The organism is Micromonospora sp. NPDC048868 (assembly GCF_043198195.1).
In the GTDB taxonomy this organism is placed as follows: domain Bacteria; phylum Actinomycetota; class Actinomycetes; order Mycobacteriales; family Micromonosporaceae; genus Micromonospora; species Micromonospora reichwaldensis.
Genome location: NZ_JBICUN010000006.1, coordinates 66,317 through 86,371, shown reverse-complemented (window position 1 = coordinate 86,371; position 20,055 = coordinate 66,317). Strand labels below are relative to the sequence as shown.

The 20,055-nt window shown below is 73.7% G+C and carries 23 protein-coding genes and 1 pseudogene; 4 read left to right on the top strand and 20 right to left on the bottom strand.

Going from position 1 to position 20,055, the window contains the following annotated elements; genetic code table 11:
- Window position 1: 1 nt before the first annotated feature.
- The 12 genes from ACGFNF_RS11710 to ACGFNF_RS11655 form a co-directional block, all read right to left on the bottom strand.
- Window positions 2-1,333, bottom strand: a complete 1,332-nt coding sequence (locus ACGFNF_RS11710; protein ID WP_311414764.1) for an NAD(P)/FAD-dependent oxidoreductase — start codon at window positions 1,331-1,333, stop codon at window positions 2-4.
- Between the two features lie 104 nt (window positions 1,334-1,437).
- On the bottom strand, window positions 1,438-1,998 hold the full coding sequence (locus tag ACGFNF_RS11705; RefSeq protein ID WP_357579057.1) for a hypothetical protein: 561 nt from the start codon (window positions 1,996-1,998) through the stop codon (window positions 1,438-1,440).
- Window positions 1,995-3,407, bottom strand: a complete 1,413-nt coding sequence (locus tag ACGFNF_RS11700; protein WP_393167473.1) for a DUF58 domain-containing protein — start codon at window positions 3,405-3,407, stop codon at window positions 1,995-1,997. Before ACGFNF_RS11700 ends, ACGFNF_RS11705 begins: the two co-directional genes overlap by 4 nt.
- Window positions 3,407-4,411, bottom strand: a complete 1,005-nt coding sequence (locus tag ACGFNF_RS11695) for a MoxR family ATPase (RefSeq protein ID WP_357579055.1) — start codon at window positions 4,409-4,411, stop codon at window positions 3,407-3,409. The genes ACGFNF_RS11700 and ACGFNF_RS11695 overlap by 1 nt, the downstream gene beginning before the upstream one ends.
- Window positions 4,411-4,995: a hypothetical protein gene (locus ACGFNF_RS11690; RefSeq protein WP_393167471.1), complete on the bottom strand. Its 585-nt coding sequence runs from the start codon at window positions 4,993-4,995 to the stop codon at window positions 4,411-4,413. The genes ACGFNF_RS11695 and ACGFNF_RS11690 overlap by 1 nt, the downstream gene beginning before the upstream one ends.
- A 64-nt stretch (window positions 4,996-5,059) precedes the next feature.
- The gene (locus ACGFNF_RS11685; RefSeq protein WP_393167469.1) at window positions 5,060-5,803 is read right to left on the bottom strand and encodes a DUF4129 domain-containing protein; all 744 of its coding nucleotides are present in this window, start codon (window positions 5,801-5,803) and stop codon (window positions 5,060-5,062) included.
- A 78-nt stretch (window positions 5,804-5,881) separates the two neighbouring features.
- Entirely contained in the window at window positions 5,882-6,595 is a 714-nt protein-coding gene (locus tag ACGFNF_RS11680; RefSeq protein ID WP_327031149.1) for a uracil-DNA glycosylase, read from the bottom strand.
- A 19-nt stretch (window positions 6,596-6,614) separates the two neighbouring features.
- Complete coding sequence (locus ACGFNF_RS11675; protein ID WP_393167467.1) at window positions 6,615-7,301, bottom strand: dienelactone hydrolase family protein; 687 nt, start codon at window positions 7,299-7,301, stop codon at window positions 6,615-6,617.
- 199 nt (window positions 7,302-7,500) lie between these two features.
- Window positions 7,501-7,983, bottom strand: a complete 483-nt coding sequence (locus tag ACGFNF_RS11670; RefSeq protein ID WP_393167465.1) for a hypothetical protein — start codon at window positions 7,981-7,983, stop codon at window positions 7,501-7,503.
- A 117-nt stretch (window positions 7,984-8,100) separates the two neighbouring features.
- Window positions 8,101-9,120 (bottom strand): HAAS signaling domain-containing protein, encoded by a 1,020-nt coding sequence (locus tag ACGFNF_RS11665; protein WP_393167463.1) that lies wholly within the window; start codon window positions 9,118-9,120, stop codon window positions 8,101-8,103.
- Window positions 9,117-9,449: a PadR family transcriptional regulator gene (locus ACGFNF_RS11660; RefSeq protein ID WP_089001967.1), complete on the bottom strand. Its 333-nt coding sequence runs from the start codon at window positions 9,447-9,449 to the stop codon at window positions 9,117-9,119. The genes ACGFNF_RS11665 and ACGFNF_RS11660 overlap by 4 nt, the downstream gene beginning before the upstream one ends.
- Before the next feature lie 55 nt (window positions 9,450-9,504).
- Window positions 9,505-9,804, bottom strand: coding sequence for a hypothetical protein (locus ACGFNF_RS11655; protein ID WP_393167461.1), 300 nt, complete (start codon window positions 9,802-9,804; stop codon window positions 9,505-9,507).
- Between the two features lie 108 nt (window positions 9,805-9,912).
- Here ACGFNF_RS11655 and ACGFNF_RS11650 point away from each other — a divergent pair, with 108 nt between their 5' ends.
- Both ACGFNF_RS11650 and ACGFNF_RS11645 read left to right on the top strand, forming a co-directional pair.
- Window positions 9,913-10,767, top strand: a complete 855-nt coding sequence (locus ACGFNF_RS11650) for a Scr1 family TA system antitoxin-like transcriptional regulator (protein ID WP_393167459.1) — start codon at window positions 9,913-9,915, stop codon at window positions 10,765-10,767.
- Window positions 10,758-10,952: a DUF397 domain-containing protein gene (locus ACGFNF_RS11645; RefSeq protein WP_393167457.1), complete on the top strand. Its 195-nt coding sequence runs from the start codon at window positions 10,758-10,760 to the stop codon at window positions 10,950-10,952. Before ACGFNF_RS11650 ends, ACGFNF_RS11645 begins: the two co-directional genes overlap by 10 nt.
- Before the next feature lie 465 nt (window positions 10,953-11,417).
- Here ACGFNF_RS11645 and ACGFNF_RS11640 read toward each other — a convergent pair whose 3' ends face one another.
- The 3 genes and pseudogenes from ACGFNF_RS11640 to ACGFNF_RS11630 form a co-directional block, all read right to left on the bottom strand.
- On the bottom strand, window positions 11,418-11,795 hold the full coding sequence (locus tag ACGFNF_RS11640) for a type II toxin-antitoxin system death-on-curing family toxin (protein WP_393167455.1): 378 nt from the start codon (window positions 11,793-11,795) through the stop codon (window positions 11,418-11,420).
- A gap of 86 nt (window positions 11,796-11,881) precedes the next feature.
- Window positions 11,882-12,805: pseudogene (locus ACGFNF_RS11635) on the bottom strand (exopolyphosphatase); the annotation flags it as partial.
- Window positions 12,806-12,832: 27 nt separating this feature from the next.
- Window positions 12,833-13,825: an ArsR/SmtB family transcription factor gene (locus tag ACGFNF_RS11630; protein WP_393167453.1), complete on the bottom strand. Its 993-nt coding sequence runs from the start codon at window positions 13,823-13,825 to the stop codon at window positions 12,833-12,835.
- Window positions 13,826-13,920: 95 nt separating this feature from the next.
- On the opposite strand from ACGFNF_RS11630, the gene ACGFNF_RS11625 reads away from it, so the two are divergent.
- On the top strand, window positions 13,921-14,514 hold the full coding sequence (locus tag ACGFNF_RS11625) for an alpha/beta hydrolase family esterase (RefSeq protein ID WP_393167451.1): 594 nt from the start codon (window positions 13,921-13,923) through the stop codon (window positions 14,512-14,514).
- Here the strand turns inward: ACGFNF_RS11625 and ACGFNF_RS11620 are convergent.
- The 4 genes from ACGFNF_RS11620 to eno are packed head-to-tail and all read right to left on the bottom strand — an operon-like array spanning window position 14,406 to window position 17,490.
- Window positions 14,406-14,942: an amino-acid N-acetyltransferase gene (locus ACGFNF_RS11620; RefSeq protein WP_311414779.1), complete on the bottom strand. Its 537-nt coding sequence runs from the start codon at window positions 14,940-14,942 to the stop codon at window positions 14,406-14,408. The two genes, ACGFNF_RS11625 and ACGFNF_RS11620, sit on opposite strands and share 109 nt — an antisense overlap.
- A 1-nt stretch (window position 14,943) precedes the next feature.
- Window positions 14,944-15,501: a DUF501 domain-containing protein gene (locus ACGFNF_RS11615; RefSeq protein WP_393167449.1), complete on the bottom strand. Its 558-nt coding sequence runs from the start codon at window positions 15,499-15,501 to the stop codon at window positions 14,944-14,946.
- 34 nt (window positions 15,502-15,535) lie between these two features.
- Window positions 15,536-16,174 (bottom strand): septum formation initiator family protein, encoded by a 639-nt coding sequence (locus ACGFNF_RS11610; RefSeq protein ID WP_357580358.1) that lies wholly within the window; start codon window positions 16,172-16,174, stop codon window positions 15,536-15,538.
- Window positions 16,175-16,206: 32 nt separating this feature from the next.
- Window positions 16,207-17,490, bottom strand: coding sequence for a phosphopyruvate hydratase (gene eno, locus ACGFNF_RS11605; protein ID WP_393167447.1), 1,284 nt, complete (start codon window positions 17,488-17,490; stop codon window positions 16,207-16,209).
- A 233-nt stretch (window positions 17,491-17,723) separates the two neighbouring features.
- Here eno and ACGFNF_RS11600 point away from each other — a divergent pair, with 233 nt between their 5' ends.
- A complete protein-coding gene (locus ACGFNF_RS11600; protein ID WP_357580360.1) occupies window positions 17,724-18,416 on the top strand; it encodes a hypothetical protein in 693 nt (230 codons plus the stop codon).
- 19 nt (window positions 18,417-18,435) lie between these two features.
- On the opposite strand, the gene ACGFNF_RS11595 is transcribed toward ACGFNF_RS11600, so the two are convergent.
- Window positions 18,436-20,055: a DUF885 domain-containing protein gene (locus tag ACGFNF_RS11595; RefSeq protein ID WP_393167445.1), complete on the bottom strand. Its 1,620-nt coding sequence runs from the start codon at window positions 20,053-20,055 to the stop codon at window positions 18,436-18,438.

The window sequence follows — 20,055 nt, the reverse complement described above, 5'->3', positions numbered from 1 at the left end:
GTCAGGCGCGGCCGGCGCCGACCGGCTGGGACGCCTCGGCGAACTCCTCGCGCGGATCGTGGAGCTGGCCGAGGGCGACCACCTCGCGCTTGAGGAAGAACGCCAGCGACCAGTCGACCACGACCCGGACCTTGCGGTTCAACGACGGGATCCGGCTCATGTGGTACGTCCGGTGCATGAACCACGCCGGCCAGCCGGTCATCTTGATCCCGTACACCTGGGCCACGCCCTTGTGCAGGCCGAGGCTGGCGACGCTGCCGGCGTGCTTGTGCTTGTACTCCACCGGCTCCCGGCCACGGACGACGTTGACGATGTTGTCGGCCATCCGGGCGGCCTGGCGGACCGCGTGCTGGGCGCTCGGCGAGCAGTAGTTGCCGGGCTCCTTGGTCAGGTCCGGTACGGCCGCGCAGTCACCGGCGCTCCAGGCGCCGTCGACCACCCGGTCGCCGTCGACCACCTGGAGGGTCGGCAGGCAGGTGACCCGCCGCCGCTCGTCGCGGGGGAAGTCCGTCGCGTCCAGCATCGGCGACGGCTTCACGCCGGCCGTCCAGACGATGGTGTCGGAGCGGAAGCTGTCGCCGTCGGAGAGCTTCACCACCCCGTCGAGGCAGGACTCCAGGCGGGTGTCCAGCCGGATGTCCATGTTCCGCTTGAGCAGCTGCTGCACCGTGTAGGCGCCCATGTCCCGGTCGACCTCGGGCAGCACCCGCTGGGTCGCCTCGACCAGCACCCAGCGCATGTCCTCCGGCTTGAGCTCCGGGTAGTACTTCAGGGCGTCCCGGGCCATGTCCTCCATCTCGGCGAGCGCCTCGATGCCGGCGTAGCCGCCGCCGACGAAGGTGAAGGTCAGCGCCGAGCGGCGGACGGCCGGGTCAGGCGTGGCGGCGGCCACGTCGAGCCGGTCCAGCACGTGGTTGCGCAGGTAGATGGCCTCGCCGATGGTCTTGAAGCCGATGCCGTGCTCGTGCAGGCCGGGGATCGGCAGCGTCCGGGAGACCGAACCCGGGGCGACGACCACGTGGTCGTACGGGATCTCCCGGGTGGGGCCGCTGATGGGCTGCACCACGGCGGTCTTGCGGTGGTGGTCGATCCGGGTCACCGCGCCCGCCACCACCTTGCACCGCCGCAACTCCCGCCGCAGCGGCACCACGGAGTGCCGGGGCGAGATGTTGCCGGCCGCCGCCTCCGGCAGGAACGGCTGGTAGGTCATGTGGGGCTGAGGGTCCACCACGACGACCTCGGCCTCACGGGAGCTGAGCTTCTTCGACAGGCGCAGTGCCGCGTAGAGACCGACGTGCCCGGCACCCACCACAAGGATCCGCTTCGGGTTCACGTCATCTATCTTTCCCCGCGCGGCCCGGCTAATCCCGCTCGCGCCCCTTCTCTGTGACGGAGCACAACCCCTGTGACCTGCATAACTACCCCGAAAAGGGGCTGTCACCTGCGACGCAGCAGCCACCCCAGCAACGCCGCCACCGCCACCGCCACGAGCAGACCGACCACCGTCGCCGCCTGGTGTCCGGCGTCACCACCGAGCCTGCCGACCTCGACCAGCAGGACACCGAGGACGAAGGTGGCCAGCAGCACCGCGCCGGCCCGGGCCAGCCACCGCACGATCAGGTTCGGGTCGACCACCGCGTCGTACGGCAGCACGGCGGCCAGCGCGCAGAGGGTGTGGGTGAGGTAGAGCACCGCCGCCACGGCGAGCAGCCGCCACAGGGCGATCGGCCGGCCGTACCCGTCGGTGGCCACCAGCCAGCCGCCGACCGTGACCAGCGCCGCGAAGGTCGGCCAGACCCGGCGCGGCCCGACCGCCGGCAGGACCGCCACCGCCACGAGGGCGAGCAGCGGCCGCCCGAGCAGCACCTCCGAGGGGTACGCCAGCAGCAGGCCGACCAGCACGGTGAGGAAGATGCCGGCGCGCACCAGCAGCGGCGTCAGGCTGATCCGGGCGGCGGCGTACCGCAGCGCCCTGACCCGTTCGGTGACCGCGCTCACCGGGCCACCCTCGGGGCCGTCGCCAGGCGGGCCACGTCCCGCAGCACCTCGTCGAGGCTGCCCGCGCCGGCCCACCGCACCACCGGCACGCCGTGCTCCCGCAGCTGCCCGATCATGGTGTCCCGGTCCAGCCGCCACAGCCGGTACGCCACCTCGGCCCAGCCCCGGTCCTTCGGCGGGGTGAGGTCCGCCGGCAGGGTGTCCACCGCGACCACGAACCGCCCGGAGCGGGTCAGCCGGGCCAGCATCTGCGCCGACCGTTCGTCGAGCAGCGGGGTGAGGACCACCACCAGCGCGTCCGCCGACAGCAGTTGCGGCCCGAACACCTGGTCGTACGGCTCGTGCGGCGAGTGCTCCGCCCGCACCTCGAGCAGCCACTCCAGGACCGTCAGGTACTGCCGGCGGCCGGTGGCCGGGCGCAGCCGGCGGGCGGACGGGCCGTACTCGAGCATCGACACCCGGTCGCCACGGTGCAGGTAGTGCTCGGCGATCGCGGCGGCGGCCCGGACGGTGGTGTCCAGCACGGAGGCGGCCCCGGACACGCCGCCCGAGCGGCCCGCCTCGGCGAGCACGTCGAGCAGCACCACCACCTCGGCGTCGCGGTCGGAGAGGGTGGCCGCCACGTGCAGTTGCCGGGCGCGCAGTGACACCCGCCAGTCGATCCGGCGCAGCCGGTCGCCCGGGGCGAAGACCCGTACGCCGGCCAGTTCGCCGCCCTCGCCGGGCCGGCGCGAGTGGTGCGCGCCGACCAGGCCGGCGGCCCGGGGCATCGCCTCGACCGCGTCGAACGGCTCGGTCCTCGGGTAGACCCGCAACCGGGACGGCTCGGCGATCACGGCGCGGGAGACCAGCAGTCCCTGCGCGGCGGCCGCCCGGGCGCCCGCCGGCCCGATGGGGTGCCGGCCCCAGCGCAACGCCGTGCCGGTCAGCTCCAGGTCCACGGCCGCCGCCGTCGGGACGGCGGTCACGAACGGCCGGTCGGCGACGGACGGGGCGACGGCCGAACCCGCCCCGGACGCGGTGGTCGCCCCGGCGATCGTCACCCGCTGCACCCGCAGCCACGGCGAGACCCGGCTGCGCACCACCGCCACGTCGTAGTCGATCAGGTCCGGGTTGCCGACGGTGACCGTGCCGGTCAACTCGCCGCCCTCGACCAGGTGCCCCTCGTCGGCGGAGACCCAGATCTGCGGCAGGGCGGTCGGCCGGCGGCGCAGCGCGTACGCGGTGCCCAGCGCGAACGGAGCGGCCAGCACGACCAGGTCCACCCGGCCGAGCAGCACCCCCGCGATCAGCAGCAGCCCGGTGAGGAGCACCGCCCGGCCGAGCGCCCACGTGGGCACCCAGCCGGTCGCGGGTCCCGGCTCCGGTGGCGGCGACTCGACCCGGGGCGACACGGCGGACGCGACCATCAGTGCCCGGGGCCGGCGGCGTAGCTGGGCAGCGCGCCGCTGGCGGGCGCCGGGGTCGCCTCCAGCACCTCGCCGACCACGAAGGACGGGTCGACACGACGCAACCACATCTCGGGACGCAACGTGATCCGGTGCGCCAGGGCGGGTGCCGCGACCTCCTTGACGTCCTCCGGGACGACGTAGTCGCGACCGGCCATCACGGCCCGTACGCGGGACAGCAGCAGCAGCGCCAGCGAGCCGCGCGGCGAGGCGCCCACCAGCACCGACGGGTGTTCCCGGGTGGCGGCGGTCAGCGCGACGATGTAGCGGCCGACGGAGTCCTCCACGACCACGTCCTCCAGCGCGGCCTGCATGGCGCGCAGGGTCGCCGCGTCGACGACCGGCTTGATCTCCGCCTCCTCACGGCGGCGGGCCATCCGCCGGCGCAGCACCTCCCACTCCTCCTCGGCTTCGGGGTAGCCAAAGGAGACCCGGAGCAGAAACCGGTCGAGCTGCGCCTCCGGCAGCGGGTACGTGCCCTCGTACTCGATGGGGTTGGCGGTGGCGAGCACGTGGAACGGCTCGTCCAGCTTGTACGTCACGCCCTCCACCGAGACCTGCTTCTCCTGCATCGCCTCCAGCAGGGCCGACTGGGTCTTCGGCGGGGTCCGGTTGATCTCGTCGGCGAGCAGCAGGTTGGTGAAGACCGGCCCGGCCCGGAACGAGAAGTCACCGCTGCGCTGGTCGTACAGGAACGAGCCGGTCACGTCGGCGGGCAGCAGGTCGGGGGTGAACTGGAGCCGGCGGAAGTCCAGCCCGAGCGCCTGGGCGAAGGACCGCGCGGTCAGCGTCTTGCCGAGGCCCGGCAGGTCCTCCAGCAGCACGTGGCCGCCGGCCAGGATGCCGGCGAGCACCAGCTCCAGCGCGTCCCGCTTGCCGACGACGACCTGACCGACCGCCTCCAGCACCGACCGGGCGAGGGGGCCGACCTCGGCGGCGGGCATGCTGCGGTCCACGTCGTTCATCACAGTCTCTCCAGTTCGGCGACGATCGCCGCGAGGTTGCGCGGCGACGGGGTGCGGCGAGGCGGGGTCTCCAGGAACTTCCACAGCTGGTCACCCAGCAGCACCCGGGCCCGGGCCGGATCCGACTCGCGGGTCACGCCGTGCCGCTGGCTCAGCCGCTCGTCGGCCAACTCCCCGAGCCGGGGCAGGATCACGGTGGTGAAGCGTTCGGGCCGGGTGGCCGACCAGTCCAGCGGCAGTTCCCACCCGTTGATCGCGGTGCGCAGCGCGTCCCTGGCGCCCCAGTTCCAGGTGCCGTCGTCGTCGGCGACAGGGGCCCGGCCACCGCCGCGGGGCGGGGGCGGGGGCGCGAGGGCGGCGACGACGCGACGCACCACGAACAGCGCGACCACCCCGGCCACGAGGATCGGCAGCGAGACCCGCAGGCCCACCAGGCGCAGGCCGGCGACCAGCACGATCACGACGGCCGCGACGCCGGCCAGGGGACGCAGCACCCGGCCGACCCGCCCGCCCCGCCGGGGCTCGGCGCGTGCCGGCCGCTCGTCCTCGACGCTCAGCAGGTCGTCGATGCTGGTGCTGCTCACGGCGTCACCTCGCCACGTCGGGCGGGCGCCGGCCGCGCCCCGGTCACGCCGGTGGGCGCCCCGGTCACGCCGGCACCTCCGTGTCGTCGGCGACCACGACGGTCAACTCGCCGCGCAGCCGGCGCAGCGCCGCCCGGGCCTGGTCGCGGGTGCGCTCGTCGACCTCACGGGTGGCGTAGCGGGCCTCGCGGTAGACGTGGGCGAACTCGGCCAGCACGTCGGCGCTGGCGATGGCCGGGACGCCCACCGACGGGTCGCCCCGCAACAGCCGGGTGACCAGGTCGGTGGGGGTGTCGCCGGCCAGCCGGGGCACACCGGCCCCGGCCGCGGCCTGCTCCAGGCGCACCCAGCAGGCGATCACCGCCGTACGCGGATCGGTGTCGCGGTCGTCCAACTCCTCCAGGCCGGCGTCGAGGGCGGCGGCCACCTCGCGGGCGGTGCCCTCGGGCGTCCGCCAGGACCGCTGGGCCGGCAGCGCCCGGGTGGTGCGGCGTATCGCGCCCCGGACCAAGGTCCAGGTGAGATAGCCGAAGACGACGAGGATCGCCAGCCCGAGCAGTACGATGGCGACGGTGGCGATCCACTGCGGGATCGACGCCTGGGTGGCCTGACCGGCGTCCCGCGGTTCGACGGGGATCGACTCGACCGGCTCGCCGCTCGGATACTCCGGCACGTACGGGATGTTGTCGGCGGCGGGCGGGATCCGGCTGGCGCCGATCGACGAGTGGGTGGACGAGAACGCGGCGACGGCCAGCAGGAGCACCACCGCCGCGACCGGCCACCACCTGCGCAGGACGCTGATTTCCATCGGGGGCTACCTCCGGGTCGCCGGGGCGTGTCCCACGACTCGACGCGTTCCGTCCGTCATCGCCACCGCCCCCGCGCCTCAGTCCGCCCCGGCCAGTTGCTTCGCCCGGGCGAACACATCGTCCAGCATCCCTGGTGTCAGCCGCCCGGTGAAGGTGTTCTGCTGGCTGACGTGGTAGCAGCCGAGCAGCGCCGGTGCGCCCGTGCCGGACCAGTGTGCCCCATGGCCGAACGCCGGTCGCGGGCTGGGCGGGCGCAGACCGTACACCTGGCGCAGCACCGGCCACCACGAGGCCCAGGCGAACGCTCCCAGCGCGACCACGACGCGCAGGGTGGGCCGGATCAGCGCGACCTCGCGGTGCAGCCACGGCGCGCACGTGTCGCGCTCCTCGGGGGTGGGCTTGTTGTCCGGCGGGGCGCAGCGCACGGCGGAGAAGATCCGCAGGTCGCGCAGGGTCAGCCCATCGTCGGCGGCGACGCTGGTCGGCTGGTTGGCCAGCCCGGCCCGGTGCAACGCGGCGAACAGGACGTCGCCGGACCGGTCGCCGGTGAAGATGCGGCCCGTGCGGTTGCCGCCGTGCGCGGCGGGCGCCAGGCCGAGGATGGCGATGCGCGCGTCGGGGACGCCGAAGCCGGGCACCGGCCGGCCCCAGTATTCCTGGTCCCGGAAGGCCGCCCGGCGGACGCGGGCCACCTCCTCGCGCCACCGCACCAGCCGCGGGCAGGCGAAGCAGTCGCTGACGGCGGCGTCGAGGTCGGCCAGGTCGGTCGCCCGCGCGGCGCGGGCGACCACCTCGTCGGGCGTACGGGGCTCAGCCAAGCTTGGCCCGGAAGAGTTCGAGGGTGCGGGCCCAGGCGGTGGCGGCGGCGCGCTGGTCGAAGTTCTCCGGCCGGTCCTCGTTGAAGAAGGCGTGCGAGGTGCCGGGGTAGTCGTGGACCTGGCAGGTGCCGCCGGAGGTCTCGATGGCGCGGCGGACGGTGCGTACGCCGTCGGCGGCGGAGGTGCCGTCCTCTTCGGAGCAGTGGATGAGCGCCGCCTTGCCCGCGTAGTCGTGCCACTCGGGGCGCATCCCGTCCCACGGCAGCCGGGGGTAGAAGGCGGTGGTGGCGACGATCCGCTCGGACCGGGTCGCCGCCCAGAGGGCCAGGCTCGCCCCGGCGCAGAAGCCCGCACAGCCCACCTTGCCGGCGACCTCGGGCCGGCTGGCGAGGTAGTCGGCCGCGCCAGCGATGTCCGCCGCCGCCTCGTCCATCTGCTGACTGTTCAGCATCTGCCGGGGCTCACTCGGCTTGCTGGCCGGGCCGCCGTGGCGGAAGTCGGGGGCGAGGGCGACGAAACCGGCCTCGGCGAAGCGGTCCACGACCGCCCGGACGTGCGGCACCAGGCCCCACCAGTCCTGGATGACGATGACCGCAGGGCTGGTCGCACCGCCGGAGGGTATCGCGAGATACCCCTCGCCCGTCCCCCCGTTGCCGCGGTAGCTCACCATCTCGCCCATCGGCCGTCCTCCTAGCGGTCAGTCATCGTTGGCTGGTCGCACAGTGTTGCTACGTGTCGGTAGCCTGCCACGCCGTGAGCGCCCCGGGGAAGACGCCGGAACAGTGGCATACACCTCCTGCCGGCGCCCCACCCACGGACGCCGACGGCGGCGCGGACGATGTCCGCGCCGCCGTCGGCGGTCCTGTCGTGCCTGGGGATCAGGCCTTCTTCGTCAGGCACAGCAGGTAGCCGGTCTTGCCCGGCTCGATGCTGTAGTAGACGTAGCCCTCCTGGCCCTCCTTGATGTACTGCCCGCACGCCTCGGGAGAGCGGGCCTGCGCCTGGGTCTGCCCGTCGACGCGGCCGACCACGTTGTAGACGGCGTCGGTGGAGGTGCACTCGACGACCTTCGCGCCGTCGACCTTCTCCTCCTTGGTGCCGGTCACCTCGGGCAGCTCGGCGATGCAGTCGCCGACCTTGGCCTCAGCGGTCTCGTCCTTGTTGAAGAAGTTGCCGATCGCCGAGCCGATGCCGAACTTGAGGCCCGCGACGACCAGGAACACGACGATCGCGCCCACGATGCCGAGCAGCTTCTTGGAACCGGACTTCTCGGCCTGGGGCTCCGCCGGGGGCGGCGCCTGGACGGCCGACGGGGGCTGGGCGGCGTCCGGCGCGGGGGGCGGTGCGACCTGCTCTGACACGCGTTTTCCTTCCGGGGGGTGAGTGAGCAGACGACACCGTAGCGACCGGGACCGACAGCCGTTGCCCCGCTGGACTCATCCGTTCAGCTATTTCCCAGCTTCACTACGAGATCCTGTTCACGTCCGGCTCGGCGCGGGGGTGCCGGTCGGCATGCCCGTCGATGCGGGCGCGGGGGTCGAGGTGCCGGTCGGCGTGGGCGTCGGGGTCGGGTTGCCGCCCGGCGTGGGCGCGGCGCCCGAGGTGGCGGGTGCGGGCAGCCCCGGCGGGTTGTTGGTGCCCGACCGTGGCCCGAACGGCGCCCACTCCGGGCAGTACGGGTACGGGCGCAGCAGCGCGTTGGCCAGGTTCAGGTCCGGCGGGTTGGGGCACATCGGGTGGCCGAGCCGGATCGGGTCGCCGTTCTGGTCGAAGAGCCGGGCGTTCTCCACGAGCCGCCCCTCGCTGTCGTAGACGAAGACGTCCCGGATGTGGTCGTACCGGCCGTCGATCGAGATCTGCTCGAAGTCGAGGTCGCCGCTGCCGACCCGGTCGTTCATGTCCGCCAGGCCGACCAGCCCGAAGATCACCAGCACCGCCGTGCCGACGTGCAGCACCCGCCGCTTGGGCCGGGTCAGGCCCGGCGTGTGGTGGCCGAGCCAGATCGAGCCGAGCACGCTGCCGGCGAGCAGCACCAGGCCGGCCAGCAGGCTGCCGTTGAGCTCGGGCAGCACACCGAACGTGTCGCCGGTCGTAACCACCGTGACGAGCATGGCGGCCAGGTAGCCCCGCAGCACCCACCACGCCGGCCGGAGCAGCCGGAGGAACTCGCTGGCCGAGGCGTACCCGAGGGGTGGTCCGAGTTGGACGTCCCAGCGGTGCGCCCGGGCGCGGAGCCGGTCCACGGCGGCACCGAGGCGACGGTTGCGCCGCCCGCCGCCGCTGGTGGCGCCGACCCCGGCCGCGGCGCGCAGCTCTGCCGCGTACGTCTCGGGCTCGCCGAGCCGGTCGACGAGCGAGCCGCCGGCCTCGGCGGCGACCTCGGCGAGGTGCTCCGGCAGGTCCTCGGTCAACTCGTCGCGGTACGCCTGCGGCAGGTCGGCCAGCGCGGCCCGGACCCGTGCGGCGTAGTCCGCGATCTCCTGCTCAGTGACGGTCATGCCGCCATCCCCCGATCGTCGAGCAGTGCGTCCATGGTGGTGGCGAACGAGCGCCAGAGCTTGCCGGAGCGGGTGAGCTGGTCCCGGCCGGCGGCGTTGAGTGAGTAGTACTTGCGGTGCGGGCCGGATTCGCTCGGCACGACGTAGGTGGTCAGCAGGCCGGCGGCGTAGAGCCGGCGCAGCGTGCCGTAGACCGAGGCGTCGCCGACCTCCTCCAACCCGGCGTCGCGCAGCCGGCGCAGGATGTCGTAGCCGTAGCCGTCCTCCTCCCGGAGCACGGCGAGGACCGCGAGATCCAGCACGCCCTTCAACAGCTGTGTGGTGTCCACGCATTGCACACTACTGCGCAATGCGAAGTACCGTCAACGGAACGCGCCGCGCGGGTCAGGCCACGCGCCGCGCCGCGTCGTCCGCGACCCGCAGCAGATCCCGCAGTACGTGCACCAGCGCGCGGGCCTGCGCCAGGTCGATCGGCCAGCGCTCCGGGTCGTCGCCGGCGGACAACTCCAGCAGCACTCCGGCCGGGCTGAGCCGCCCGACGTCCATCTGCCAGAGCGCGGCGCGCACCTGGATCACCTCGTCGCCGCGCGGCGCGGCCGACCGCAGACGGGACAGGTGCAGCGCGCTGGCTCCGCAGCCGCTATCGGGTACGCACCACGCCGGGTGGACGCCTCGGATCGCCACGTCGTCGCTCCTCGCTCGCGTTGTGAGGGGGTTGTGGGCCCACGGTCACCCCCATCCTCGTCACCGGTCGACTACGGTCGGAAGTCGCGCGAGGTCCACCGGCCGACGGTGGTCCACGCGGCCCGTCGCGTGGAGCCCGGTGAGTGGGGTGTGATGACCGGATCGCAACTGTCGACGCTGGATCTGCTGGCCGGTGAGCTGAGGCGGCTGCGCACCGAGCGCGGGATGAGCCAGGAGGAGTTGGCGCAGCGGATCAACTACTCGAGTTCCCTGGTGGGCATGGTGGAGATCGGTCGGCGTACGCCGTCGCTCGACTTCGTCCGCCGCGCGGACGAGGCGCTGGAGAGCGGCGGCCTGCTGGGGCGGATCCTGCCGCTGGTCAGCCTGGAGACCGCGCCGGCATGGTTCCGGCCCTGGGTGGCCGTCGAGCAGGAGGCGGCCACGCTGTGGTGGTTCGAGATCTCGGTGCTGCCCGGCCTCCTCCAGACCGAGGGGTACGCCCGCGCGGTCCTCCGGGATGGGGGCCTGGTGATTGACGCCGAGGTCGAGGAGCGGGTGACCGCGCGGCTTCAGCGGCAGCAGATCCTCGACCGCGCCCAGCCACCGCAACTAGTCGCGGTCATCGACGAGACCATCCTTCGGCGGTCCGTCTTGGACCAGCCCGAGGTGATGCGCGAACAGGTCGAGCATCTGATCACATTGGCGGCACGCCCACACATCCACCTTCATGTGGTCCCGGCCGAGGTTGGCGTTCACGCTGGTGTCGCCGGGCCGTTCATCCTGGCCGGATACGCCGACGGCGGTTGGGTGGCGCATCTCGACGGCCCGCTGCGGGCCCAGGTCCTGGACCGCGCCGAGGAGATTGCCCGGCTGCACCGCAGGTGGGAAAGTGTCCGGTCAGAGGCGCTGTCCCGCCGGCAGTCGCTGAGCCTGTTGCAGGAAGTGGCGAAGTCATGGAGCTGACCGACGCCCGGTGGCGCAAGTCCACCCGGAGTGGAAACGGTGGCGCCTCCTGCGTGGAGGTCGCCGACAACCTGCCCGGCGTGGTGCTGGTCCGCGACAGCAAGGACCGCTCCGGGCCCGCGCTCTCCTTCGCCCCGACCGCCTGGGCCCGGTTCGTCACCGGGATCGCCCGGCCCCGCGCCTGACCCGCGACGTCGGCGATCCCTAGCTCACGCTGGCCGTCTCCGACGGCGTCCAGCAGGCACGACCGGGACGCGGCAACGGCTTCGCTGACCCTTCGGGGTCCGCCACGGGCGGCACCGCCCGCCCGTGGCGGGGCGTTACACCCAGTGCCTCGTCACACCCAGTGCCTCGTCATGCAGCCTTGGACGGGTGATCCGTGCTGCGTGCGTGGGGCAGTGGTGGTCGCCGAGCAGGTCTGCTGGCGGGAGGGCCGTGATGACGCTGTCGAGCTGAATCGTCTGTGACATCAGGGTCGTCCGGGCCGGCTGTGGCACCAGAGGCCGGTGAATCGTCTGCGACATCAGCTCGACAGCGTCCCAGTGGTGAATCCTCCGCCCGGCGGACACCATGGCGGGGCCGATCGCGACGCCCCAACCGGTGGGGGCCCGACCCGGCCGGCATCTGCGCCAAGAAGCCGTGCGGATGGATCAGACGTAGAGCTTGCGAAGTTCGCGGGCGATGTCGGAGACCTCGGTCAGCGTGCCACTGGCCACCGACATCACAAGGGCCTCAGCCTGATCGACGTCGACAACCTGGATCGGCACCTCGTTGAGGGCCAGGCAAACACGCGCAGCCGCCCAGGCGAGACGCTTGTTGCCGTCGATCAGCGCGTGGTTCATGCAGACCGAGTGGAGCAGCGCGCCGGCCTTGCTCCAGAGGTCGGTGTAGACCTCCTGACCGAAGGCAACGGTGGCCGGGCGGACCACCGCGGACGACAGCAGACCGAAGTCACGGACCTGCGGCGTGTCACCCAGCACGACAGAGGCGACCTCCACGAGGTCATCGACCTCGAGGTAGTTGATCACTCGGCCAGCCGCCGCAGCAGCTCGGCGTCGCGCTCGGCGACCTCGCCGGCAAGGTCCCGCACCCGAGCGCGACGGCTGTCCGCCGCGAGGCTCCAGGCGATGCCGTCGAGGATGTCGTGCTCGGAGGCGACCACCGAGTCCATCCCCGCCCGCTCCATGATCACCCGGAGCACCAGGGCGCCCGCCCCGATCACGTCCGCGCGGCCCGGGTGCATCACCGGGATCGCGAGCCGCTGTTCCCGGCTCTTGCCGAGCAGGTCGGCGGTCGTCGCGGCCACCGCGTCGTACGGCACCCGGGCGTGGTGGATGCGGCTCGGGTCGTACTCCTGGAGGCCCTGGGCGATCGCGACCACGGTGGTGACCGACCCGGCGAGCCCGACCAGCGTGGCGGCCTGCCGGCCCGGCACCGCCTCCAGTGCCCGGTCCACGGCGACCGCGATGTCGGCCTGCGCGGCGGCGACCTCGTCCAGCGCCGGCGGGTCGCCGTGCAGGTGCCGCTCGGTCATCCGGACGCAGCCGATGTCCATCGAGATGGCCGCCTCGACGCCGCCCGCGCGGGTGCCGACGACGAACTCGGTCGAGCCGCCGCCGATGTCGACGACCAGGTACGGCTCGCGCGCGTCGGCGGGCAGCCCGCGCACCGCGCCGGTGAAGGAGAGCCGCGCCTCCTCGTCGCCGGTCACCACCTCGGGCGCGACCCCGAGGGTCCGCTCGACCATCTCGCGGAACTCGGCGGCGTTGGAGGCGTCCCGGGACGCCGAGGTGGCGCACATCCGGACCCGCTCCGCGCCCAGCTTCTCGATCTCGGCGGCGTACGCGGCCAGCGCGACCCGCGTGCGTTCGATCGCCTCCGGGGCCAGCCGCCCCGTCTTGTCGACGCCCTGGCCGAGGCGCACGATCTGCATCCGTCGGCTCAGGTCGGCCAGCGGAGCCTCCGGACCCGCCGAGGCGTCCGGCAGGTCGGCGACCAGCAGTCGGATCGAGTTGGTCCCGCAGTCGATGGCGGCCACACGCGTCGTCACGGCAGCAACCCTACGTCAGGCGCGCCCAGGTGACCCGGCGTAGCCCGCGTCCAGCAGTTCGGTGCCGAGCGGCGTCAACCGGTGCAGCACCGCGCCGCCGTCCCGGACGCTGGCGACGAGCCCGGCCGCCCGCAGCGCCCCCGCGTGCTCGGACGCCGAGGAGGTGCTGATCCCGACGGCCCGGCCGAGCGCCGTGGTGGTGTGCCGGCCGGGGCCGGCGAGGCGGCGCAGCACCGCCGCCCGGGTCGCCCCCAGCAGGCGGCCCAGCGGATCGGGGGTGATGGCCCTGATCAGGTGCGGCATCGGCGCGGGGTACACCACCAGCACCGGCCGGCCGGGCTCCACCAGCACCCGGGGATGCGGGCCGGCCAGCGGCGAGGGCAGCAGGAGCAGTCCGTGGCCGGTGCCGGGCAGTGAGGCGCTCCACCAGGTCCGCACCGTCAACGTCGGCGCCTCCCACCGGATCGCCGGGTGCAGCGCGTTCAGCAGCCCGTCCAGCCCGTGCGTGGCGAGCAGCGCGGTCGCCCCCGCCACGTGATGCCGGTGCGCCTCCGTCAGGTCGGCCCAGTGCGGCGCGAGCACCGCGTCGTGCCAGGTGCCCAGGGCCCGGCCGAACAGGTCCATCGTCTCCCCGTCGGCCTCGGCGAACCGCCTGCGCAGCGGCGTTGCGGGCAGCTGCGCGTACGCGGCGGTGACCTCCGCCCGGATACGCCCGACGGGGGCTGCCCGGATCGCCTCCAGACCGGCGACGACCGATTCCAGGCCGTCCAGCGGGGTGAGGAAATCGGGCAGGCGCCCGCGCGCGGGAAGCAGGTGCCGCAGCACGGAGGCGGCGGACCGGACCGGACCCGACGCGGAGGCCGCGTCCGCCGCGGGGCCCGGCGTCATCCGGGCCGTGTCCGCGTCGTGCAGCGCCTGGCAGGCCAGCAGGGACATGCCGACCGGGTGCAGGCGATCGGCGAAGCGGACCCGGCACAGGTCCGCCAGTCCCAGGCGGAGACGGAGCATGCCAGCAGACTGCCGCTCTTCGGCCTGGACCGAAAGGGTTGCCCCGTTCGGGCGGCGCCATCCAGTGTGGACCGGGGTCACGGAGGGGGCGGGGCGTGCGACGGACGGTGGCAGTGCTGACGGGGCTGCTCTTCGCCGTCGTCGCCACGGCGTGCGGTGGGGACCGGGGTCAGTCCCGGGTCACGCCGGCCCCGTCGCCTTCGGGGGCCGTCGAGCGCCCCGCCGCCGGCGATCACCGGCTCACCCTGGCGCACGGCGGGGCCGACCGGCGCTACCTGCTGCACGCCCCACCCGGCTACGACCCCGCCCGGCCCACCGCGCTGGTGATCGCCCTGCACTTCTATCCCGGCAGCGGCGCCCGCCTGCGGGACATGGTGGGGCTGGACGCCGTGGCCGACCGGGAGAACTTCCTGGTCGCGTACCCGGACGGGCAGAACGGCGGCTTCAACGCGCTGATCTGCTGCGGGACGACCGACGACGTCGGCTTCCTCAAGGACCTCACCGCCCACCTCGTACGGACGTGGCGGGCCGATCCGGACCGGGTCTACCTTCTTCGCCGCCCACCCGCGCCGGAGTTGAGTCAGAGGCGCAGCAGCATCCGGGTGTTGCCGAGGGTGTTCGGCTTGACGCGTTCCAGGTCCAGGAACTCGGCGACGCCCTCGTCGTACGAGCGCAGCAGCTGCTCGTAGACCGGCTGCGGCACGGGCGCGCCGTCGATCTCGGTGAACCCGAACGAGCCGAAGAACCGGGTCTCGAAGGTGAGCACGAAGATCCGGGCCACCCCCAGCTCGCGGGCGCCGTCGATCAGCTCGGCGACGATCCGGTGGCCGAGCTTGCGCCCCCGGCAGGACGGGTCGACCGCCACCGTCCGGATCTCGGCCAGGTCCTCCCACATCACGTGCAGCGCGCCGCAGCCGACCACCGCGCCGTCGCCGGCGCGGACCGCGACCCGGAACTCCTGCACGTGCTCGTAGAGGGTCACGGTGGCCTTGCTGAGCAGCCGCCGGTCGTCGGTGTAGGTGTCGACGAGCCGCCGGATGCCGCGCACGTCCGAGGTGCGGGCCCGCCGCACCACGACCTCGTCGGCCCCCGCCACGCCCCCGTCCGCGCCCGCCATGTCAGTCCGCCGCCGGCACGTCCACGCACGGGCCGGCCGCCCACCACTTCTCCACCAGCGCCAGCGTCTCGTCGCCGAACGGGTTCACCCCGGGCCCGGCCCCGAGCGCGTGCCCGAGGTGCACGTGCAGGCACTTCACCCGGCCGGGCATCCCGCCGGCGGAGATGCCGGCGATCTCCGGCACCTCGCCGATCGCGTCCCGGCGGGCCAGGTAGTCCTCGTGCGCGGCGCGGTAGCGCGCGGCCAGCTCCGGGTCGGCGGCCAGCCGGTCCGCCATCTCCTTCATCAACCCCGCCGACTCCAGCCGGCTGCACGCCGCCGTCGCCCGGGGGCAGGTCAGGTAGTACAGCGTCGGGAAGGGGGTGCCGTCGGCCAGGCGCGGGGTCGTCTCCACCACGTCCGGCAGGCCGCAGGGGCAGCGGTGGGCCACGGCCCGGGTGCCCCGGGGCGGGCGTCCGAGCTGCGCGGCCACCGCGGCCAGGTCGGCCTCGGTGGCCGGTTCGCGCCGCGGCGGGGGTACGGAGTCCGCCGCCGGCTCCTGCGGTGGTACGACAGTCACGATGCTGATCTCTCGTTCGAAGCTCGGGTGCTGCTCACCGGTCGGGCTGCTCGCCGTTGGCGGCCTGCACGCTCGACCAGAGGGTGTCGTACCAGGAAGCGGGGGTGACGGGTGCCGACGGGGACGCGGACGAACCGGCGTCCCGGGCGGCGCCCGCCGGGTCGGAGAGCACCACCAGCAGCGTCTCGCCCGGTGGGCCCATGAAGAACCGCTCCCTGGCCTGGATCTTGATGTATTCCGGGTCCTGCCACTTGGCCGCCCGCTCGGACAGCTCCTCGATCGCCTCCCGCTGGGCGGCCTGGGCGGCCTCCATCCGTTCGATGTCGGCCTGCTGGTCCAGGTAGACGCGCACCGGGTAGGTGTAGGCCAGGGCGAGCGCGATCAGCACCGCGAAGAGCACGGTGGCCCGCCCGGTGAGGCCCCGGGAGCGGGGTGCGGAGAGCCGCTTGACGGTGCCGGCGGCCGTACGACGGGCCGCGGCGGGCCGGCTCGCGGAGCGTACGCCCTCCGCGCCCCGAGCCGCCCCCGGCGCGCGACCGGCCGTGGCCCGCGACTCGGCGCGGACGCCGCCCTCGCGGACCGACGCCCGGGCGCCCCGGGCCCCGCCCGGCCGACCGGTGTGACCCGGCCGACGGGCGGGGCGCTGACCGCCCGGTGTGCGGCGCTGCTGCATCGTCACACCCCTCCCCCGAGGCCTCGCGCGTCTCAGGCCGAACGGTAGCGCGGGAAGGCGCCCGCCCCGGCGTACCGCGCCGCGTCGGCCAGCTCCTCCTCGATCCGCAGGAGCTGGTTGTACTTCGCGACCCGGTCCGAGCGGGCCGGCGCGCCGGTCTTGATCTGGCCGCAGCCCGTGGCCACCGCCAGGTCGGCGATGGTGGTGTCCTCGGTCTCGCCGGAGCGGTGGCTCATCATGCACTTGAAGCCGGCCCGGTGGGCCAGGTCCACCGCGTCCAGGGTCTCGGTCAGCGAACCGATCTGGTTGACCTTCACCAGGACCGCGTTGGCGGCGTTCTCGGCGATGCCGCGGGCGATGCGCTGCGGGTTGGTGACGAACAGGTCGTCGCCGACGATCTGGACGCGGTCGCCGAGCGAGGCGGTCAGCGTCTGCCAGCCGGTCCAGTCGTCCTCGGCCAGCGGGTCCTCGATCGACACGATCGGGTAGTCGCCGGCGAGCTTGGTGTAGTAGTTGCTCATCTCCTCGGCGGTCTTCGCGGTGCCCTCGAAGGTGTAGGTGCCGTTGTCGAAGAACTCGGTGGCGGCCACGTCGAGCGCGAAGACGATGTCGGTGCCGAGCCGGTAGCCGGCCTTCTCGACCGCCTCGGCGATCAGGTCCAGGGCGGCGGCGTTGGTCGGCAGGTTCGGCGCGAAGCCGCCCTCGTCGCCGAGGCCGGTGGAGAGGTCCTTCTTCTTCAGCACGGACTTCAGCGCGTGGTAGACCTCCGCGCCCGAGCGCAGCGCCTCGCGGAAGCTGGGCGCGCCGATCGGCGCGATCATGAACTCCTGGATGTCGACGTTCGAGTCCGCGTGCGCGCCACCGTTGAGGATGTTCATCATCGGCACGGGCAGCAGGTGCGCGTTCGGGCCGCCCAGGTAGCGGAAGAGGCTCAGCTCGGCGCTGCCGGCCGCCGCCTTGGCCACCGCCAGGGAGACGCCGAGGATGGCGTTCGCGCCCAGCTCGGACTTGCTGTCGGTGCCGTCGACGTCGAGCATCTTCTGGTCGATCAGCCGCTGCTCGCTGGCCTCGTAGCCGATCAGCTCGTCGACGATTTTGTCCTCGATGTTCGAGACCGCCTTCTCGACACCCTTGCCCTGGTAGCGGTCGGCGTCACCGTCGCGCAGTTCGATCGCCTCGAAGGCGCCCGTGGAGGCGCCGGAGGGCACCGCCGCTCGGGCGATCGTGCCGTCGTCGAGCCCGACCTCGACCTCGACGGTCGGGTTGCCCCGCGAGTCCAGAATCTCCCGCGCGACGATTCCCTCGATGGTTGCCACTGAGTCGCTCCTCGTTTGTGTGTTCCGGTCCGGTATGGGCCGCGACGGTGCGGCTGAGGCAGGTGTTGAACGCAGCGTATCGGGCGACGCTCGGACGCGGGCGGTCCGGGCGCTCGCCGGCCCGGCCCGAAACCTTCCTCCGGGCAGTGCTTTACACGGACATTCCCGGATTCTCGTGCCTCAACCGGCAACGGGTTTGCGCGCGGTCGACCCGATCGGCAAGGCTGGTCGCCATGCCCGCCGCCTCGACCACCCTCCGCATGCTCGCCGTGTCGGTCATCGCGTCGCTCACGGTGACCGGTTGTCAGACCCTCGACGACGCCGGCCGGACGATCGGGCGGTCCGACCTGGTGAACGACCTGGCCGCCCGGCTCGACCGGGCCCTGGAGCTGACCTACTCCGCCGACTACCAGCTCCCCGGCGGGCAGACCGCCGCCATCGCCCAGGCCCAGGACCCGGCCCGCTCCGCCTACACCTGGCCCGGCGGCAAGCTCACCGTCACCCCGGAGGCGACGACCCGCTGCGAGACCGCCGCCGGACGCGCGACCTGCACCCTGGAGGCCCCGCCCGCGCCCAACGCGAAGCCCACGGTGACCATGTTCACCGAGGCCAAGCAGCGAGGGCTGGTGACGCCGCCGGTCGTCGTGGGGCTGCTCACCACCGCCGCGCTGGACCCGGACGCGGTGATCGAGCAGAGCGACACCACCCTCGCCGGCCACCACGCCACCTGCGTCGACGTGGCGCAGTCGGCCGGGGACTTCACCGCCTGCGTGACCACCGACGGCGTGCTGGGCAGCTTCACCGGCCGGGTCGACGGCCGCCAGGTCGAGCTGGCACTGAGCCGCTACCGCGAGACGGTCGACGGCGCGGTGTTCGACCTGCCGCCCGACGCCGGCGTCGTGGACCGCCGCCCGGCCAGCTCGTGACCGACCCCGGCGACGGTCCTCAGACGCCGAGCAGGGTGCGCAGGTGGCGCGGGGGCGGGCAGTCGTGGGCGAGCATCGCGTCGTGCCACTCACGCACCGCCACGCCGGCCGGGCGGGCGGCGGCGATCGCGGCCACCTCGCTGTAGCCGACGAAGTACGTCGAGAGCTGCGTCGAGGTGAGCAGGGCGCGCCGCCACTTGCCGGCCGCCTCCCCCTCCTCCTGGAAGCCGCGCCCGGTCATCAGCGCCATCGCCTCGGCCTCCGGCAGCTCCTCGCAGTGCACGAGCTGGTCCAGCAGCGCGTTGATGGTCATCCGGAGCTGCATCTTGAGCTGCTGCAACCGCACCGGCAGGCCGCCGAAGCCGAGGCCGGCCATCAGCTCCTCCGTGTAGACCGCCCAGCCCTCGATGAAGGGGCCCGACTCGGTCAGCGCGCGGACCCGGGTGGGCCCGACGTGCCGGCGGGCGTGGGCGAGCTGGAGGAAGTGCCCCGGCATCGCCTCGTGCACCGTCAGGTTGCGGATCATGTGGTCGTTGTACTCGCGGTAGAACGACTCGACCCGGTGCGCGGGCCACTCCGCCGGGGTGGGCGCGATGCAGTAGAACGTCGGCACGTCCGCCGTCTCCAGCGGGCCGGGTGAGTCGCAGTAGGCGACCGCCACGCCCCGGGCGAACTGCGGCATCTCCTGGATCACGCACGGGTCGTCGACCAGGGTGACCAGGTCGTGGGCGCGCACGAAGTCGGTCGCCTCGTCCAGGGTTACCGAGGCGAGGTCCACGATGGTGTGGTCGTCCGGGTGCTCGGCGGCCAGCAGGTCCAGCGCCCGGCGTACCGTCTCGTCGTCGGCCGGACCGCCGACCAGCTCGACGGCAGCCGCGCGGATCTCCTCGCCGACCCGGTCCAGGTTGGCCCAGGCCCGGCGCTGGATCTCGGCGGCGCCCAGCTCCGTGTCGAGGGTGTGCCAGAGCCGCGCCTCCCAGCGGCGGCGGCCCAGCCGCGGGTCCCGCCCGGGGCCGGCGTCGGCGGCCAGGCCCTGACGCAGCCACGCGACGAACTCCTCCAGCGCCGCGATCGCCGCGGTGGCGGCCGGCTCGACCCGGTCGTGCAGGGCGGGGGCCTGCGCGAGCAGCGCCGGCACCTCGTCGCGGATCAGCGCCGCCGTGCCGGCGAACTGCCCGACCGCCGTCTCCGCATGGATGCGCGGCATGTCGCGCAGCGTCGCGCGCGCGGTCGCCAGGGCGTCCGGTACGGCGGCGAGCCGGCCCGCCAGGCTGGTCAGCCGCACGTCGACCGGTGCGTACGGGCGGGCGAGCAGCGCGTGCAGCAGCGGCCCGGGGTTGTGCCGCAGCGGGTCCCACTCGTGCGCGCGGATGTCGCCGGACTCGAACAGCTCCCGGTCCACGAACGAGGTGAGCAGCGCGTGGTCGACGCGCTCCTCGACGTCCAGGGCGTCCGGGTCCAGCTCGGCGAGCGCGTCCGCGGCCTCCCTGAGCATGGTCCGGTCGGCCGCGACCGCCTCGGCGGAGAGGTCCGGCAGCCGGTCGTCGTAACGGTGGTCGCCGGTGGAGGTCGCGACCCCCGGCCGGCTCTCCAGCAACGCGTCGACGATCCGCTCCGCGAGCGGCACAAACGATTCCAC